Source organism: Bradyrhizobium sp. WSM2793 (genome assembly GCF_000379585.1).
Classification (GTDB): domain Bacteria; phylum Pseudomonadota; class Alphaproteobacteria; order Rhizobiales; family Xanthobacteraceae; genus Bradyrhizobium.
In genome coordinates this window covers 13,847-31,790 of record NZ_KB902796.1, presented here as the reverse complement: position 1 = coordinate 31,790, position 17,944 = coordinate 13,847, and the positions used below count along the sequence as shown (strand labels likewise).

17 protein-coding genes are annotated in these 17,944 nt (G+C 63.6%); 9 read left to right on the top strand and 8 right to left on the bottom strand.

Translation table 11 applies throughout. The features are described from left to right. Positions 1–40 precede the first annotated feature (40 nt). The 5 genes from A3AS_RS0127295 to A3AS_RS0127275 are packed head-to-tail and all read right to left on the bottom strand — an operon-like array spanning position 41 to position 4,452. On the bottom strand, positions 41–649 hold the full coding sequence (locus A3AS_RS0127295; RefSeq protein WP_018320713.1) for a hypothetical protein: 609 nt from the start codon (positions 647–649) through the stop codon (positions 41–43). Then, positions 646–1,494: an ABC transporter permease gene (locus A3AS_RS0127290; protein ID WP_018320712.1), complete on the bottom strand. Its 849-nt coding sequence runs from the start codon at positions 1,492–1,494 to the stop codon at positions 646–648. The genes A3AS_RS0127295 and A3AS_RS0127290 overlap by 4 nt, the downstream gene beginning before the upstream one ends. Beyond that, positions 1,491–2,297, bottom strand: coding sequence for an ABC transporter ATP-binding protein (locus A3AS_RS0127285; RefSeq protein WP_018320711.1), 807 nt, complete (start codon positions 2,295–2,297; stop codon positions 1,491–1,493). Before A3AS_RS0127285 ends, A3AS_RS0127290 begins: the two co-directional genes overlap by 4 nt. Next, on the bottom strand, positions 2,294–3,286 hold the full coding sequence (locus A3AS_RS0127280; RefSeq protein ID WP_085964176.1) for a YVTN family beta-propeller repeat protein: 993 nt from the start codon (positions 3,284–3,286) through the stop codon (positions 2,294–2,296). Before A3AS_RS0127280 ends, A3AS_RS0127285 begins: the two co-directional genes overlap by 4 nt. Next, positions 3,271–4,452 carry an ABC transporter substrate-binding protein gene (locus A3AS_RS0127275; RefSeq protein ID WP_018320709.1) on the bottom strand — a complete coding sequence of 394 codons (1,182 nt, stop codon included), beginning with the start codon at positions 4,450–4,452 and terminating at the stop codon, positions 3,271–3,273. The genes A3AS_RS0127280 and A3AS_RS0127275 overlap by 16 nt, the downstream gene beginning before the upstream one ends. Positions 4,453–4,512: 60 nt before the next feature. Between A3AS_RS0127275 and A3AS_RS0127270 the strand changes: the two genes are divergently transcribed. Further along, on the top strand, positions 4,513–5,085 hold the full coding sequence (locus tag A3AS_RS0127270) for a DUF3280 domain-containing protein (protein ID WP_018320708.1): 573 nt from the start codon (positions 4,513–4,515) through the stop codon (positions 5,083–5,085). A 170-nt stretch (positions 5,086–5,255) separates the two neighbouring features. Here the strand turns inward: A3AS_RS0127270 and fghA are convergent, their stop codons facing one another. Both fghA and A3AS_RS0127260 read right to left on the bottom strand, forming a co-directional pair. Further along, entirely contained in the window at positions 5,256–6,101 is an 846-nt protein-coding gene (fghA, locus tag A3AS_RS0127265; RefSeq protein ID WP_018320707.1) for an S-formylglutathione hydrolase, read from the bottom strand. A 74-nt stretch (positions 6,102–6,175) separates the two neighbouring features. Further along, positions 6,176–6,796 (bottom strand): response regulator transcription factor, encoded by a 621-nt coding sequence (locus A3AS_RS0127260; protein WP_018320706.1) that lies wholly within the window; start codon positions 6,794–6,796, stop codon positions 6,176–6,178. Between the two features lie 142 nt (positions 6,797–6,938). On the opposite strand from A3AS_RS0127260, the gene A3AS_RS0127255 reads away from it, so the two are divergent. The 5 genes from A3AS_RS0127255 (at position 6,939) to A3AS_RS0127235 (ending at position 12,175) form a co-directional block, all read left to right on the top strand. After that, on the top strand, positions 6,939–8,297 hold the full coding sequence (locus tag A3AS_RS0127255; RefSeq protein ID WP_026202404.1) for a histidine kinase: 1,359 nt from the start codon (positions 6,939–6,941) through the stop codon (positions 8,295–8,297). Positions 8,298–8,460: 163 nt separating this feature from the next. Continuing rightward, on the top strand, positions 8,461–10,932 hold the full coding sequence (locus A3AS_RS0127250; protein WP_026202403.1) for a TonB-dependent receptor: 2,472 nt from the start codon (positions 8,461–8,463) through the stop codon (positions 10,930–10,932). A gap of 111 nt (positions 10,933–11,043) precedes the next feature. Continuing rightward, the gene (locus tag A3AS_RS0127245) at positions 11,044–11,406 is read left to right on the top strand and encodes a hypothetical protein (protein WP_018320703.1); all 363 of its coding nucleotides are present in this window, start codon (positions 11,044–11,046) and stop codon (positions 11,404–11,406) included. A 132-nt stretch (positions 11,407–11,538) separates the two neighbouring features. After that, a complete protein-coding gene (locus A3AS_RS48530; protein WP_018320702.1) occupies positions 11,539–11,706 on the top strand; it encodes a hypothetical protein in 168 nt (55 codons plus the stop codon). Positions 11,707–11,767: 61 nt separating this feature from the next. Further along, the gene (locus A3AS_RS0127235; protein ID WP_018320701.1) at positions 11,768–12,175 is read left to right on the top strand and encodes a hypothetical protein; all 408 of its coding nucleotides are present in this window, start codon (positions 11,768–11,770) and stop codon (positions 12,173–12,175) included. 67 nt (positions 12,176–12,242) lie between these two features. Here the strand turns inward: A3AS_RS0127235 and A3AS_RS0127230 are convergent, their stop codons facing one another. Further along, the gene (locus A3AS_RS0127230) at positions 12,243–12,818 is read right to left on the bottom strand and encodes a nuclear transport factor 2 family protein (RefSeq protein WP_018320700.1); all 576 of its coding nucleotides are present in this window, start codon (positions 12,816–12,818) and stop codon (positions 12,243–12,245) included. A gap of 81 nt (positions 12,819–12,899) precedes the next feature. Between A3AS_RS0127230 and A3AS_RS0127225 the strand changes: the two genes are divergently transcribed. The 3 genes from A3AS_RS0127225 (at position 12,900) to A3AS_RS0127210 (ending at position 17,912) form a co-directional block, all read left to right on the top strand. Beyond that, the gene (locus A3AS_RS0127225) at positions 12,900–13,853 is read left to right on the top strand and encodes a LysR family transcriptional regulator (RefSeq protein ID WP_018320699.1); all 954 of its coding nucleotides are present in this window, start codon (positions 12,900–12,902) and stop codon (positions 13,851–13,853) included. Positions 13,854–14,144: 291 nt separating this feature from the next. Next, positions 14,145–14,579, top strand: coding sequence for a helix-turn-helix domain-containing protein (locus tag A3AS_RS0127215; protein WP_018320697.1), 435 nt, complete (start codon positions 14,145–14,147; stop codon positions 14,577–14,579). 507 nt (positions 14,580–15,086) lie between these two features. After that, positions 15,087–17,912 carry a winged helix-turn-helix domain-containing protein gene (locus A3AS_RS0127210; RefSeq protein ID WP_018320696.1) on the top strand — a complete coding sequence of 942 codons (2,826 nt, stop codon included), beginning with the start codon at positions 15,087–15,089 and terminating at the stop codon, positions 17,910–17,912. The last annotated feature ends 32 nt before the right edge of the window (positions 17,913–17,944 follow it).

Sequence of the window (17,944 nt, the reverse complement as noted above, 5' to 3'; positions counted from 1 at the left end):
CCGATCCGGGAACCTGTGGTGGGCGCCAGCGAGGCGGGCGCTATTCCATTTCCTGCTGGATCACGCGGCCAAGTGCGAACAGGCGCTGGTCGATCGTGGTGGGAACCTCGCAGACGAATCGCACGACCTTGTGACGGTCCTCGAAAATGCGGGTCTTCCAGATCAGCTCGTTGCCGAGCGCCTCGACCTTGGCCTCGTCGCGCGGCGTCGCGCCCTGCAGCGCATGAAGGGCGATCGTCTCCTCGCGAATCTTGTCGGCGGCCTCGCGCTGCTTGCGGCTGACGCGTTCGAGCCCGGCCATCACCTGCGAGCGCTGGGCATTGAGCGTGTCGAACAGGCCGGCGAACAGGAGCTTTGCCTTCGCGGTCTTGTCGGTGGCGGAGGCGGCCAGAAATTCCTTCACGGACTTTTCGGCCTCATCGAGCGGCGTTTTGCGCGCCGATAGTTTTGCGACCAGCGCGCTGACCTTGGCGTCGTCTTTCCATGTGTTCTGGACGTCGTCGAGCGCCGGGCCGGCCCAGACGGCGGCAAGTGAAATCTCCGGCACCTTGGCTTGCGTGCAGGGCCAGTCGGGATAGCGCGGATCGGCCGCGCGCGCGGCCGTGCCCGACAGCGCCAGCGCCACAACAGCCATTGCCAGAACCTTCATCCTTCGCCTCCTGCGGGCCCCCGTCGCGCCAGCCCACGCGAGGGATCATAGGCCAGAATTGCGCCGATCATGAAGACGATTGTGCAAGCCGCGACCACTGCCAGCGAGGCCCAGTTGATTTGCCCGTAGAGTGCAAAGCGTATCAGCTCGACCGCATGGGTGAACGGATTGGCCTCGCACAGATAGTACAGATAAGGGCTGCCCTCCTGCACCCGCCACAGCGGATAGAGCGCGGACGAGGCGAAGAACATCGGGAAAATGACAAAATTCATCACCCCGGCGAAGTTCTCGAGTTGCTTGATGCCGGAGGAGATCAGCATGCCGAGCGAGCCCAGCATCAGCCCGGACAGGATCAGCGCCGGCAGCACGGTGAGATAGCCTGACGACGGCGGAGTGATGTCCCAGAACCAGGCGATCAGCAGGAACGCATAGACCTGGAGCAGCGACACCGCGGTGCCCGCCAGCAGCTTGCAGAACAGCAGGAACCCGCGCGGCAGCGGGCTCACCAGGAGCGTGCGCATGTTGCCCATCTCGCGGTCGTAGACCATCGAGAGCGAGGACTGCATGCCGTTGAAGAGCTGGATCATCGCCATCAGCCCGGGCGCGATATAGACCTCGTAGAGGATGTAGGTCTCGTAGGGCGGGATGATGGAGATGCCGAGCACCTGACGGAAGCCGGCGGCGAAGATGAACAGCCACACCAGCGGCCGGACCAGCGCCGAGACGAAGCGTTCGCGCTGATGCAGGAAGCGCAACCCCTCGCGCCAGACGATTCCGGTGAGGCAGGTCAGGTACTGCTGGACCGAGAAGCCGCGCGGCACCTCGCGCGTGGTGATGCTGCTCATGCGCCGCCTCCCGGCATGGTTTGCGCGCCGGTCAGGCGCATGAAGGCGGTGTTGACGTCCTGCGCGCCTGCCTCGGTGACGACGCGGTTCATCGGCCCCTGCGCCAGCACCTTGCCCTGGTGCAGCACCACGAGGGCGTCACTTGGCATGATCTCGTCGAACAGATGCGTGGCCCAGAGCACGCCGATGCCTTGCTCCGTCACCAGCTGGCGGACCTGGCTGATGATGTCGGCGCGCGCCTTGACGTCGAGGCCGACGGTCGGCTCGTCCAGCAACAGCAGCCGCGGCCGGTGCAGCAGCGCCCGGGCGATCTCCAGCCGCCGCATCTGTCCGCCCGAGAGATCGCGCACCTTGCTGCCGGCGCGGTCAGCGAGCCCGATGCGGCCGAGCAGCTCGGCGCTGCGTGCGGCGGCCTCGCTCCGGCTGATGCCGTGGAGCGCGGCGTGATAGAGCAGGTTCTGCGTCAGCGACAGGTCGAGATCGAGCGTACGCGGCTGGAATACGACCCCGAGCAGCCGCAGCGCCTCGCCGGGGCTCTTGCTGATGTCGTGGCCGAAAATGCCGACCCGGCCGCTCTGGATGCCGAACAGGCGCGTGATCAGCGAGAACAGCGTGCTCTTTCCGGCGCCGTTGAGGCCGAGCAGGGCGGTGAAGCTCGCCGGCTGCACGTTGAAGGAGACGTCGATCAACGCACGCCGCTGCCCATAGGCATGACTGACGCCGTCGATCGACAGCGCCGGCACCGCCGCCGCTTCCAGCTTCGGCGCCTCCTGTGGCTCGGGAATCGGAGCTGGGCTGGTCATGGCGCGATCGTGATGCCCCAGGGCAGTTCGCCCACCTGAATCGTCTTGATCACCTTTTGCGCGGCGACGTCGATAACGGAGACGTCGTTCGACACGCCGTTGGTGGTGAGCAGGTATTTTTCATCGGGCGTGAACGCCATGTGCCAGACCCGCTGACCGACCAGCAGGTATTTCGTCACCTTGCGCGAGGCGACGTCGACGACGGCGATGCGATTGGCGGGGCCGAGCGCGACGAAGGCGGTCTTGTCGTCCTTGGTCATGCCGATGCCGACCGGCTGGATCGCCTCTTTCCGCAGGCCCGGAATTTCGAAAGTGACCTTGCCGATCACCTCGTGCTTCTTCGGGTCGATCACCGAGACGGTGCCGCCGATCTCGGAGGAGACCCACACTTCGGAAGCATCGTGCTTGAACTCGGCAAAGCGCGGCCGTGCATCGACCAGCACGTTGGCGACGATCTGGCGCGACGCCGTGTCGATGAAATGCGCCATGTTGGTCGTTTCCGACGTGTTGATCAGCGTCTTGCCGTCGGGGCTGATGGTCATGCCCTCGGGCTCGACGCCGACCTGGATGTCGCCGAGCCGGGCGCGCTTCTCGAGGTCGATCACGGTCACTGTGTTGTCGTTCTCGTTGGCGACATAGAGGATCTTGCCGGCCGCATCCTGGGCGAACAATTCCGGGTCGGGTCCGGAGGGCAGGCTGTCCACCACGGCTTGCGTCTTGGCGTCGATCACCTGGATGGTGTCGTCGTCGCCGACGGCGACCATCACGAACTTGCCGTCGCGCGTGAAATCGATGCCGCGCGGGCGCTGGCCGACCTTGATGGTCTTGGTCACGGTCCAGCTGTCGGTGTCGATCACCGTGACCGTATTGCTCTTCTCGTTCGAGACATAGGCGATGAATGCATGGGCGGGCGCTGCCGCGAGCGCCAGTCCGGACAGGAGCCCCACACGCCACATGCGCAACATCTGCATCCTCACTTCAGCTTGCATTTGCTCTCCGGACGATCGTAGCCGAGCGTGTCGAGCTCGGAGACCTGGTGCAGGAAACCCTCCTGCGGCGAGACCGACACCACCATGCGGCCATCGACCAGCAGGATCGGCTGGCGCAATTGCCAATTCCAGTCGCGCAGGGTCAATCGCGTGCCCTTGAAGGCGGCGACCGAGAAGTCCGGGCCCTTGATGAAGTCGGTGACTTTCTTGACGTCGCCGGAATTGGTGCGCGAGGTTGCCTCTCCAATTATGCGCACTGCGGTCCAGGCCTGCATGTCGAGCGCGGTCATGCGCCGCGAGTTCAGCTTGACGAAGCGGTTCTGCATCTGGATCGCGCCCCACTGGTCTTGCGCGGCGTCCCAGCTTCGCGGCACCAGGCCGGCCGAGCCTGCAACAGGGCGGGGATCCCAGGTGCGATAGGGCAGATAGGCGCCGAACACCTCGCTCTCGTCGGCGGCGACCAGCACGTCATAGGCAGGCGCGCCTTGCGTGAACACGGGCATCTGGCGCTGGATCAGCGTCACGCCGCTATCGGTGCGGCGCGCGCCGCCTTTGTCCTCGAAGGTTTTTTCCTGGACGATCTTGGCGCCGAACCGCGCGGCGGTGCGCCGGAGCGCATCGGCAAACAGCTTGTCCTCGTCATGCGAGCCGACCACGAGCAGCCAGCGCGACCACTTTTTCCAGACCAGATATTGTCCGAGCGCATCCGCCAGCATCGCCCGTGTCGGCGCGGTGTGGATCACGTTGGCACGGCAATCGGCCTCGCGCAGCCGCTCGTCGATCGCGCCTGCGTTGAACAGCAGCGTGCCACGGTCGCGCAAGGCGTCCGAGACTTTCAGCAGCGCGTCGGCCGGCAGGTCGGTGATGATGAAGCTGTTCTTCTCGGCAAGGGCAGCCGCAGCCTGGACGACGTCCTCGCCTTCCTTGATGCGGCGCTCCTCCAGCGCGAAGCGCTGGCCCAGGAATTTACCGGTGGTGTTGTTGTCCTCGATCGCGAGGCGCGCGCCGGCGACGCCGTCATTCTCCGCGGGCTGCTCGACCAGCGACAGTGTGGATCTGGTGCCGGCGAGGCCGAGATAGCCGACGCCGATCAGGGCAGGCTCCGCCGCGAGCGCGCTCGTCGCGGCAAGAGCAAAGCCGATCAGGCCGGCCAACCATCGGATCATGTTTCCTCCGAACGATCTCCCCGGCTTGACCGCAGGTGGAGAATTGTCTCTGCTTCGAGCATGACCGATTTGGCAGGGCATGCAACCCCGCATTTCGTCCCTGCGCGCGCGAGGCCTGGAATCACGATCATGCGAGCATTGATGATGATCGCCGCTTTGCTGTTGACGCCTTCGCTCGCGCGCGCCGATCCACCGAAACTGGCCGTGTTCGATTTCGAGCTGATCGACACCAGCCTGCCAGGGGAGTTCTACGGCTCCAGGCCCGAAGAGGCGCGGCTCGTGCTCATCAGCGAGCAGTTGCGCAAGGAATTGAGGGAGTCCGGCAGGTTCCAGGTGCTCGACATCGCGCCGGTCAGGGATGCCGCCCGTCACGCCAACTTACAGGCCTGCGGCGGCTGCGATCTCAAGCTCGCCGGCGAATTGGGCGCTGACCTCGAGATCACCGGCATGGTGCAGAAGGTCTCGAACCTGATCATCAATCTCAACATCTATTTGCGCGACGTGAAGACCGGCAACATGATCGCCGCCGCCAGCGCCGACATGCGCGGCAACACGGATGAAGCCTGGACCCGCACGATGAGCTATTTGATCCGCAACCGGCTATTGGCGCCGAATTACGGCAAGCGGGAGTAGGATATTCTCTCAGCGAATTGGGAATCGTAGGGTGGGCAAAGGCGCACTTGCGCCGTGCCCACGATCAATCAATGATTCGAGAGAAATCGTGGGCACGCTTCGCTTTGCCCACCCTACGATACTGCGCGCGCGGAGAGATATCCCTCATCACGAGGGGAGAAGAAAGCCGATCACCCCTTCAATTTCTCCGCATGCCAGTGCAGGTGATCGCCCATGAAGGTCGAGATGAAATAATAGCTGTGGTCATAGCCCGCCTGACGCCGCAGCGTGAGCGGGATGCCCGCCTTTGTGCAGGCGGCTTCGAGCAGCTCCGGCTTGAGCTGTTCTTTCAGGAAATTGTCGGCCTCGCCGACATCGACCAGGAAGCCGGGAAACTTCGCGCCGTCCTCGATCAGCGCCACCGTGTCGTGGCCACGCCAGGCGTCCTTGTTCGGTCCGAGATAGCCGGTCAGCGCCTTGGTGCCCCAGGGCACCAGCGAGGGCGCCACGATCGGCGCGAACGCGCTCGCGGCGCGAAAACGGTGCGGGTTGCGCAGCGCCACCGTCAGCGCGCCATGGCCGCCCATCGAATGGCCCATGATCGATTGCCGCTTGGCGTCGACGGGAAAATTTCCCGCTATGAGCTTCGGCAACTCGTCGGTGACATAGCTCCACATCCGATAGTTGCGCGCGAAGGGCTCTTGCGTCGCGTCGACATAGAAGCCGGCCCCTAAGCCGAAATCATAGGCGTTGTTGGCGTCGCCCGGCACGTCGGCGCCGCGCGGTGAGGTGTCCGGCGCGACGAAGATCAGGCCGAGCTCGGCGCAGGCTTTGCGGAATTCGCCCTTCTCGGTGACGTTGGCATGGGTGCAGGTGAGCCCGGACAGATACCAGACCACCGGCAGCTTGGCGCCGTCGGCATGCGGGGGAACATAGACCGAGAACACCATGTCGGTTCCGGTCGCCTGGCTCGCATGGCGATACACGCCCTGCACGCCGCCGTAGGATTTGTTGGTCGAGACAGTCTGAATCGTCATGCCTTCACTCCGTGGCATCTCACCACATCAATATTGCAACGCTTGTGTGACCGAATTTGTGGCGGCTGCCTGCGTCAGGCAACACCGCTGTCGATCGCCAGCCGCACCAGCTCGACCGAGGTCTTCACCCCGAGCTTCTGGCGCATGATGGACGAGGTGTTGGCGACCGTCTTATAGGACGATTGCACCAGCCAGGCGATCTCGGACAGACTTTTGCCGGCGCTGAGCAGCCGCAGGATCTCCATCTCGCGCGCATTCAGCTTCGACAGCGGGCTTTGCGCCAGCGTTGGTCCTGCGAAGGCGATGCTGCGCGCGATCGCGCTCGGCAAATACGTGCCGCCGCCGCCGACGGCGCGGATCGCCTCGACGAGGTCGTCGGGGTCGCCGGTCTTGGAGACGTAGCCCTTGGCACCGCACTCGATCGCGCGTGCGGCAAAGGCCGGGTCGTCGTTCATGCTGAACATGATGATGCGGGCCTCCGGCGCGCGCTCAAGGATGCGGCGCGCGAGCTCGAAGCCGGAGACGGTCGGCAAATTGATGTCGATGATGCAGAGGTCGGGGCGTTCGACGATGAAGACGCACTCGCCGTCTTCGGCGTCGGCGGCCTCCAGAATCTCGATCTCGCCCTCGTCGGCCAGCACGGCACGGCAGCCGGAGGCGACAATGGGATGATCGTCGACGATCAGAATGCGCATAGGCGTTTCCTTGTGACAGCGTCGGCCTGTTTCGCGCCCGGCCGGGATTGCTGTACGCTTCCGATTAGATATCGGGCGCTTCGCCGCTGTCAACGTCATCGGACAGCGGCAGGCGAGGCTTCGCGAGGCACGGGCTACACCAATGTGGCAAAATCTATCCTTGCGCGGGCGCATCAACCTCTTGCTGGCGCTGCTGCTGGCGCTGGGGCTCGCAGTCAATATCGGCCGCCAGGTCGCGGAGGCAGGTCCCCGCGTGCAGGCCGAGGATCAGAGCGTGATCCGGCTCGCCCGCGAATTCATCGAGATGATCGTTGCCGATCTCAACGAGGCGCCAGATCCGGATGCCAGGCTGAACCAGATCGCGCGCGATCTCAGCCGCCTGCGCCATGTCAGCATCACGCTTCGGGACACCGGAGGCAATGCGCAGACGCCGCCCCGGCTTGACACTGACGCCGACACGCGCGGGCCGCCGGCCTGGTTCGTCAGCCTGGTCCATCCCGAGCAGACCGCGGTGAGCGTGCCGGTCTCGATCCGTGGCAAGCCCGGCTCGCTCCTGATCACCTCGCATCCCGATGACGAGATCGCGGAAATCTGGGACGGCATCGTGACCCAGCTCGAGGTCGGCACGGCGATCGCGCTGGCGCTGTTTTTCCTGATGATGAAAGTGGTCGGCCGGGCGCTGGCCCCGCTGCAGTCTCTGGCCGAGGCAATGGGGAAGCTCGAAGGCGGACATTCCGAGGCCCGCGTCGCACCGGGCGGCGCGCCGGAGCTCGCTGCAATCTGCACCAAGCTCAACCACCTTGCCGCAACCCTCGGTGAGGCGGTCGAGGACAAGCGGCGCCTCGCCGAGCGGGCGGTGTCGCTCCAGGACATCGAGCGCAAGGAAATCGCGCGCGAGCTCCACGACGAGTTCGGGCCGTATCTGTTCTCGCTGCGCGCGCATGCCGGCGCGCTGGCGAAGCAGGCGGATGGACGCGTCCCGAGTGCGGAGGCCGTGCGAAAACACGGCAGCGCCATGCTGGAGCAGATCAACGCGCTGCAGCAGTTCAACCGCCGCGTGCTGGAACGGCTCCGGCCGGTCGGCCTCGCCGAACTCGGGCTGCGCCAGGCGCTCGAATCGCTGTCGCGGCTGTGGCGGGAATCGCATCCCGATGTCGCCATCGAGACCACGATCTCGCCCGCGCTGGGCACGACCGGCGAGACCGCCGACCTCACCATCTACCGCATCGTGCAGGAGGCGCTCACCAACGTGTTCCGCCACGCCGGCGCGACCTCGGTCAATGTCGTCATCGAGCCGGCGCAGCAGACGGCGCAGGACGGCCGCTTTTGCGCGCGGGTGCGGGTCAGCGACAATGGCCGCGGCATGGAGCCGGGCCAGAAGCTCGGCTTCGGCCTCGTCGGCATGCGCGAGCGGATTCTGGCGCTGGGCGGCACGCTCAACGTCGTCTCCGGCGACGGCGGATTGACCGTGGAAGCGCTGGTTCCGACCGCGGCCGCCTGACCGCTCCCGAAGCGATCGGGAATAATTCCCGATTTCGTCGGGAAAACGGGAGCCGATATTGCCCGACCTTTTGTGGCTGGCGGGATTGCGACTGCCGAATACACTCGTTCCGACCAATCGGCGAAAATCAAAACAGCCGGTGGTCACGGATGGGAAGGCGGGGATGGGCAAGGTTCTTTCGTTCAGGCGTCGTTTGTTGATGGCCTCGGTGTCGACCGGTCTGGTGTCCGGGGTGGTCTTGGCGAGCCCCGCCGGCGCCGCGCAGGACGAGGAGACCAACGTCCAGAATCTGCCGCCGGTCGAAGTGGCGGCGCCGCCGCCGTCGGTGGCGAGGCGTACCGCGCCGACGCGGCCGGTCGCGCATATCGGGGCGGCCTCGTCCGCCAGTCCCCGGACCCGCATCTACGTCTATCCGACCGCGCCGGGCACCGGCCGAGGTCTCGATGTCGACAAGGTCCCGTCGGCGATCAACGCCGTCGATGCCAGCCAGATCAAGCGCACCGGCTCGCCGAACGTCACCGACGCGCTGCGCGACAACATCGCCGGCGTCAACATCACCGAGGTCACCGGCAATCCGTTCCAGCCGGATGTCGAATTCCGCGGCTTCGTGGCTTCGCCCGTGACGGGCACGCCGCAGGGCCTTGCGGTGTACCAGAACGGCGTCCGCATCAACGAGGCCTTCTCGGACGCGGTCAATTGGGACCTGATCCCGACCGCCGCAATCAGGTCGGTGACGCTGGTGACCAACAATCCCGCCTTCGGCCTCAACGCGCTGGGCGGCGCCATCAATTTGCAGATGAAGGACGGCTTCACCTATCAGGGCGCCGAGATCGACGTGATGGGCGGCTCGTTCGGCCGCGTCCAGGGCTCGGCGCAATGGGGCAAGCAGGTCGACAAGAACTACGGCGTCTATGCCGCGCTCGAAGGCCTGCGCGACAACGGCTTCCGCAATTTCTCGCAATCAACCGTGCGGCGCTTCTACGGCGACGTCGGCTACAAAGCCGGCGACAGCGAATTCCACGCCAATATGGGCGTGGCCAAGAACGATTTCGGCGCCAGCGCCACCGTTCCAGCCGAGCTGCTCGACAAATATTGGGGCGCGACCTACACCACGCCGCAGACCACCTCCAACCGTGTCGGCTATCTCAACCTGACCGGAAAGGTCGATCCGACGCCGACCTGGACGCTCGAAGGCACCGCGCATGTGCGCAGGTACGAGCAGAAGCTCGTCGACGGCAATCCGACCGACGTGCAGGAATGCGCCGCCTTGGGGCTGTTGTGCTTCGGCGATGATACGACGCCGGCGAATGGCACCAACGGCGCGCAGCTCGTCAATCCGTATCCGTTGGGGACCATCCTCGGCGAGATCGACCGGAGCACGATCCGCTCGACCAGTTTCGGCGTGTCAGGGCAGGCCACCAACACCGATCAACTGTTCGGGCATGACAATCGCTTCGTGATGGGCGCGACTTACGATGCCAGCGTGACGCGCTACAACGCCACCGCCGAGATCGGCTCGATCGGTGAAAACTACGTCGTCAGCGGCAGCGGCCTCTTCCTGGGGCCGACCGGTCAGCCGGAAACAATTGCCGGTCCCGTCTCGCTGCGGACCGTCAACCAATATAACGGCCTGTATGCGATGGACACGTTCAACGTCACGGACGCCTTCGCCATCACCGGCGGCGGCCGTTTCAACGTGGCGCGCATCAAGCTGGAGGATCAGCTCGGAACCGATCTCAACGGCGATCATACCTTCACCCGCTTCAATCCGGTGATCGGGGGCACGTACAGGATCACGCCGGGGCTGACCGCCTATGCCGGCTATTCCGAGGCCAACCGCGTGCCGACGCCACTCGAGCTCGGTTGCTCCGATCCAGCTCGGCCCTGCCTCATTGCGGCGTTTCTGGTCTCCGATCCGCCGCTCAAGCAGGTCGTGTCCAGGACCGTCGAAGCCGGCCTGCGCGGCTCCAAGGAGCTGAACATTGGCACGCTCGGCTGGAAGATCGGCGGATTCCGCGCCACCAATAACGACGACATCGTCGCGATACCCGCGGTAGGACGGACCGGCTTCGGCTATTTCTCCAATGTCGGCCGTACCAGGCGGCAGGGTCTCGAGGCCGAAGTCAACATCAAGTCTCCCACGCTCCAGTTCCAGGCGAGCTATGCGTTCGTCGACGCGCGCTTCCTCGATCCGCTCGAGCTGGGCTCGGAAAGCCCGTTTGCCGATCCGGCCACCGAGACCATCCGGGTCTCACCCGGCAACCAGATTCCCGCGATCCCGCGCCACCGCATCAAGGTCGGCATCGACTATGCCGTGACCGACGTCTGGAAGGTCGGCGGCAACGCGCTGTTCGTCTCCAGCCAATACCTGGTCGGCGACGAATCGAACCAGTTCGCGAAGCTGCCGTCCTATACCGTGTTCAATCTCCACACCTCCTACCAGGTGACGAAGAACATCCAGCTTTATGGCAAGATCGACAACATCTTCGACAAGCGCTACGCGACCTACGGACAGTTCTTCGACCGCGAGGCCCTGCCCAACTTCACCAACGGCGGCGCCGAGTTCACCGACCCGCGCTCACTGAGCCCGGCGAGGCCCCGTGCGTTCTACGCGGGGATGCGGGTGACCTTCTAGGCGCGGGTGCCGTATCCAAGGCCAGCGGCGAAGCATCGGCTCCGAGTGCCGCGGCCGGAGCCAGCGCCTCTTGTTCCGCTCGCTGAGCTTGCAGAATATCCCGCCTCCGGCATGATGGGCTCGGAGGCTCGCTTTGCTGTGGCGTTGAAGAATCCGGATGCCGTCGCTGCTATCGTTTCAGCACTTCGGCACGTCTACGGTGACGAGGTCGCGCGACTTATGCTCGTCGAGGGCATGAGCCTCGCCGACCTGATCGATGCGATGTTTTCTGCGCCTTTGACGCATCGCGAGGCCGTTCGAGACATCACCGACGGATTGGACGATTTTGTCATTTCACCGGACCTGGGTCCCATGTGGCACCTCAGGTACATCTATGGAGACGAGCCCGGCTCTCTACACGTCGTGGACATGGAGATCGCCACGCCGAATGGCACGCTGGCAAGCAGAGACATCTGGCTTCGTCTGGTCTCCTAGAGAGGCCGCCCTTGGACGGTTGGGCCCGGCGGCTGCGTCGTCTTTACCAACCGGAAACCATGTCAAATGATCTGAAAATTTTAATGCAACTGCCTGGCTGTCTCCGCGTCAGTTCGTCGGAGGGCCCATGTGATGACAGAGCACCAATTGATGGAGCAGGAGTGCCGGATCGCACGTTATCGGCGCTTGGAGCGGGAGGTGACGGATCCGCTTGCCGCGTGCTTGCTTCACGGCATCGTCGAGGAGCTTGAAGCCGAGCTGCGCAAGGAAAGGCCGGATTGGCACGGGCCGCGTGATTAACGGTTCCTTAGCGCTAATCATGCGGATTATCGTGCGGGAATGGCCAAGGGAGACTGCTCCCATGCTGAAGGACGGCACATATGCGGCGTGGTACAAGACGCCGATCGACCAGGGCACCGGGATCGTCCATGTCGCAGACGGGCAGATCTGGGGCCGTGACAGCCTGATGACTTATCACGGCTCGTGCCGGGTCGACGGAGATCGCTTCACCGCCACCGTATCAACGAAGCGTCATACCGACGGGCGTGCGACGGTCTTCGGCGTGGAAGACGAGCTCACCCTGGACATCGAGGGAAACTGCCCCGGCAAGATCGCGACTTACACCGCGACGGCCCAACAGGTGCCCGGAATGATCCTCCAGGGCACGCTCATTCTGACCGAACAGCAGCCGCCGGCAGATGAACGAACCGAGCAGTTCCCGGCATTCAATCCCGACAAGCTGCCAAAGCTGCCGAAGCGCTCGCGCTGAAAATTCTCTATCGCGACGCGTGACGTCACGAGCCAGCTGGCAGGCCGCTCCAGCGAGGTGAGGGATATCATTTTTCCTCCGGCCAGCCCCGGGCGAGTATCGCGGCTTGTTGCAAGGTGATGCTTCGGACCAGCGGATCGGCATGACGGTGCACGAGTTGCCAATCCGTGCCATCCTTGCGGTAGACCTCGGTCACGCGCAGCGACCAGTCTTGAGCCGGCAATCCGCCCACTTCGGCCCGCTGGTGTTCGATCATGACGAGAACGACGAGCGCGTCCGATGCATAGGTTTGCAAGACATCAAGCTCGGTTTCGCCTTCCCTGAAGTATCGCGACAGGTCGGCCAGGCGTCTGGGGCTTGCGTCGAATCCGCGACTGGCAGGCCCGCCGAAGGGCTGCATCAACGTGAAATCCGGCGCGATGCGGACGAGCTGGAGCCAGCGATCCATGTCGCCACGCATGAAGGCGGCATTTTTCGCGCGGGCACGTTCGACGAGGCCGGCTATCGCGTCGTTTGCGACGGCCTCATCTGCTGAAAGCTGAACGGACAGCGGAATTGCAGCCGTGGCGGCCATCATCGAGCGCCGCGACATCTTCTCCTGCCGGTCCGGCCAATTGTTCACGCCGGGCGGTCTCTGGGTCATTTCACGTCTCCTGGTCGAACGACGAACGACCCATCCATGAGACTTTGAACTTGATGAATCCAGCGATATGATTTCAGCATCATGCTGAACCAAATTGATCTATCCAGAATCGATCTGAATCTCCTCGTGCTCTTCCGCGTTGTTCTGGAAGAACGTCATGTCGCGCGTGCTGCAGGCCGGCTGAACCTGACGCCGTCGGCTGTCAGCCATGCGCTTGGCCGGCTCCGTCTCCTGCTGAACGACCCGCTGTTTCTGCGGACACCAAAGGGCGTCGTTCCAACGGCGCGGGCCTTGGAGCTCGAGGAGCCCGTGACCGAGATCATCGCGCGGATCGAACAGCTGATCGGCTCGGCTGCACCGTTCGACCCCGCGAAGAGCCGCCGCCGGTTCACGATTGGCGCCCCCGATGCCGTACTGGTCTCGACATCCGTGCAGCTCCTGCGATCGATCGCGACTGCGGCCCCCCATATCGACCTCGCCCTGATCCACCTGATGCCTGCGCCACGCGGCGGCGCGATCGGGGAGCCCTGGCACCAAAGCCTCGATATGCTCGAAAGACGCGAGCTCGATGTCGCAATGCTGCCGCTCCCGACGGTATCGCCGCGATTCGAGGCGCGCAGGCTCTACGACGAGGATTTTGTCCTGGCCATGCGCAAGGGGCATCCCCTCGCAAAAGCGCCAACCCGTGCTGCATTCTCGCAATCACAGCATCTGCTGGTGTCTCTCAGTGGTGAAGCGCGCGGTTTCGTCGATCAGATGTTGGCAAAACGCGGCCTCGAGCGCCGCATCGCCTTGACTGTCCCGAATTTCATGATGGCGCTCGTCCAGCTTTCAGGATCTGATCTGATCGCAGCATTGCCGCGAAGATTGGTGGAGCACCACGCCGGCCGTTTCGGCTTGGTGTTCGTCGAGCTGCCTTTTGCGCGTAAACCGGATGCGATCCGCGCGATCGCAACCAAAGCGGCGATGCGAGACGCCGGCATCGCGTGGCTCATGCAGGTCGTGGTCGGCGCAATCGGGGCAGGTCGGCCCTAAAGCCGCCCCTCTGGCGCTGAAAGGTCTTCATTCGACGCCGAAAAGTGACGTTATTGCGTCTGCCGATCCGCGCCTTACCGAAGAGCAGGGTTGGAGGTTTACCTAACGAAGAGAGCAACCAGCAATATGGCGACCGGCAGAAGCCCGAAACAGGTCACAATAATCGCAAAGACCGTCTCGTTCGCGAAAGTCTGTCGGAGATGCCGACGCATGAGCGATGTGCTCCAGCTTAACACAGCTTCATTTGCGGCCGAAGCATGCGCCAGCTAAACACAATCGCGAGCGAAGACAATGGTGGCGAAAATGGCCGGAGAAATCCCAAACAATTCAGATGCAGCAGTGACGAAGCGCGAGAAGCAATCGGCTATTGTCGGCAGGTTGTTGGTGACGTGCTTCGTGGCGATGCGCAGCGGCTATCCTCGCAAGCACCTCGGCGCGGTGTTTGAAGAACTGCTGGTCGCGATGATGATTCGCGTGAGCGACGAGCTCGGCGCTCCGCCGCGTACGGCCTCCGACGTTTCCAAATATCTCGGGCTCCCGCGCTCGAACGTCCGGCGCTGCCTCAACGTGCTGATCAGCGAAGGCGTGATCCGCAAGGTGAATGAGCACGGCCATACGGGCGAGCTGGATTGGCTCGCGTCGCGGATCGATGCGGAATATTTCGTCAAGATTCGGGGTGCGATCATCGCTGCGGCTGACGAGTTAAAGGCGCTGGACGCTGCATGACGCGGAACGCGCCGGCCCGTGGATCGGGGTGGCCCTTTCCGTGCCTCTTCAGGCATATCGATACAGAGGTGGCCACGCCCTTTTTGGCTTCGAAGCCCTATTTCTGGTGTCCGTCGACGGTTTGACACCGCAATTCCGCATTCTGCTACCCTGAAACCTCGCTTCTCAAACTGCCTCGCCACCCGCCATTGTGCGGCCGCAGTAATTATCTCGGACAAGCTCTCGCGTCTGCGACAAATCGCGCGACCTAATTCGTGCCAATAAAGAAGAATTACGCTCCAGTGATTGATAGCTCCGTATATTCGTACCGGCTGAGCACTGGCCAGAACCGATGATCCTGCTTCGATCCGAATGTCCTCCGATCCTGGTTCCCAGGGGTCGGATCAATCGTTCTCTGCGCCCACGACACGTTGTTGGGTTGCTGCCGCCGGAAGGTCAGCGCTCGCTCGGCGCCTTCGCTGAGCTGCCGACCGATCGATCATCAGGGCGCTGAGGGCTGGGCAGGCGATGGCGGGTCCGGAAATCACGTTTGGACCGTTTCGTTTCAGCTTGGCCAGACGCTTGCTGTTGCACGGTGAGACTCACGTCAGGCTCGGCTCGCGCGCGGCCGCGATTCTGGGCGCCTTGCTGGAAGCTCCGGGTGAGCTCGTTTCAAGGGCCGTGCTCTACGATCGCGCATGGCCCGGGCGAACCGTGACCGAGGACAACCTGAAGGTTCAGATCTCCGGCCTGAGAAAGGCTCTGCTTGAATACGGAGACCTGATCCGCGCAGAGGCGTCCTTCGGCTACCGCTTCGTCGGAGACGTCGGCGTCTATCACCCATCGAAGCGCCGATCGCGCGCGCCCGGCGCGATGCATGCGCCGATCGGCCGCGCTGCGGTGATCGGCGACATCAGCGAGCTTCTGCAGAACGACCGGCTCGTCACCATCCTTGGGCCCGGCGGCATCGGCAAGACGACCGTCGCGCTTGCCGTGGCGAGCGAGCTTGAGAAATCCTATTGCGACGGAGTCTGCCTTGTCGAGCTCGACCGTATCACTGACGGAAGTCAGATCTATGCGGCCGTCACCGGCGCGCTTGATCTGCCGGTTCAGATGGCTGCAAGTCTCGATCAGGTCCTGCTTGCCCTTCATGGCCGGCGTCTGTTGCTTGTCCTGGATTCCTGCGAGCATGTCTCCGAGAGCGTCGCGCTCCTCGTTGAAAGCGTGCTCAGCGGCACCCGCGACGTCCATATTCTGGTGACGACCCGCGAAACCCTGCGGATCGAAGGCGAACTTGTCTGGCGTCTCGATCCGCTCGAAACCCCGCCGTCGTCTGTTCCGGTGACAGCCGGAAACGTTCAGGATTATTCATCGGCAGAATTGTTCACGCGAACCGTCTGCCGGAGAACGCCGAACTTCGCGATCGATGATACCGTCGCGGCCGCGATCGCGGATGTTTGCCGGCGCCTCGACGGGATGCCCCTGGCGATCGAACTCGCGGCGTCGATGGTCGACGTCCTCGGCATCGAAGAGGTTCGTCGCGGGCTCGACGAACGATTCTCCCTGCTCTGGGTGGATCGTCGGACCGCAATTCCGCGTCATCGCTCGCTCGCCGCAACGATCGACTGGAGCTACAATCTTCTTCCCAAAAGGGAGCGGGTGGTGCTCGGGCGCCTCTCCATTTTTGCCGGGCCTTTCACCCTCGGTGCTGCAATTGCGGTTGCAGGCGATGACGATCTGGACATGGGAGGTGTCCGCGAAGCGGTTGCCGCATTAGCGAGCAAGTCGTTTCTGAGCCTCGATCATCGGGCCGCGCCGCTGGAATATCGCTTGCTGGAGATCACCCGGGCCTACGCCACTCGGGCATCGGACGCGGCAGACGATCGGGAACGGGTGCACGAGCGCCATGCGCGCTATTTCCTCGACATGCTGGAGCGGAGGGATTGGGATGCCTGCGATTCCGTCGCGGACAGTGCACAGCTGCGTGGTTACATCGACGAGGTTCGCGTCGCTCTCGATTGGGCGTTTTCCGTCAAGCCCGGCCTCGGAATCGCGCTGGTTCTTGCAGCCGAACGTCTATGGCTCGAGTTCACCTCACTCGCGCAAGGCGTTCCTCATCTGGAGCTGGCGTTGCGCTTTGCCGACAGCAGTCCCGATGTCGGACCCGCCGTGAGATCTCGCGTGCTGGTCGCGCTCGCGGCGGCGCAGGTCTATGTACCGGGTCTTGAGGGTGCGAGCCTCTACGAGCACGCCTGGCGCGCAGCACAAATCGCGCGCGACGATCTCCTGGAGATGCGGGCGCTCTACGGCATCATCCAGAACATGCTCCTGACCAGGCGTCCCGCCTCGCCCTACATCGATGCGTTCGCGGCGGTATGCAGGAGATCGAACGATGCCGTGATGTCGAGGCTTCTCCTGCGCTGGTCCGCCTTCCAGGCCTTTGAGGCCTCCGATATGACGCTGGCGCACCAGAAATTCGAGGCGTTCTTGAATGACCGATCGGCGATTCCCCGGAGAGTTTCGCTCTATTTCGGCGGCATCGACTCGATCATCTCCTGCAAGGTCGGGCTCGGGCTTACGAAGTTCTATTTAGGTTATCCCGATCAGGCGCGGTCTCTGCTGGCATCTACCGTCAGCCAAGCGGAAAGCCAGGGCCACGTGACGACCCTGTACTTCGTGCTCGCGCAGGGAGCTATCTGGGCTCATCTTGCATCTGGCGATTTTGAACGTGTCAGACTCTATCTGCGGAAGCTCGAAGCTGTGTCCAGCCTCTATCGTCCATGGCGCGTTCTGGTCGATGTCTTTCAGGCTCTTCTGATCCGCGAGGAAGCCCGTGACCTGGAAGCGGCAGAACGCAGCCTGACTCACAATCTGCAGGACAGATTCATCCTGAAGACAGGGACGCTTCATCCGACCCTTTGGATTGAGCTCGCGGATACGCGACGCAGGCTGGGCGATCTGGATGGGGCGGAGGCTGCGGCAAAGCAGGCAATGACACAATGTCTCGGTGATCGGGACGGCCGACTCATTGGACGGCATCACCCCGTCCTCGCAAGGATCCTGATGGCGCGGAATCGGCCGGGCGATCTGAGCGCCGCAAGGAGCCTGTTCAGGGGCGCGATCGAGTTGACGCGCGCTCAAGGTATCTATTTCCATGAATGCGATGCCAGTGTCGGTCTCGCCGAACTGGAGTTGATGGCCGGACGGGCGGAAGTCGCGCACGCCGTGCTCAAGGAGCTGTTGGGGCGTCTCGGCGATCGAGAGTGTGTGCCCGGACTTGACCGGGCACGCGAGATTCTTGACGAGCCCACAGCGGGGTCGATCGCCCGGCGGCAGATTGCCCGCTTGTCCTGAAGGTAAATTCAGCAATCAGGTTCAAGCGCTCG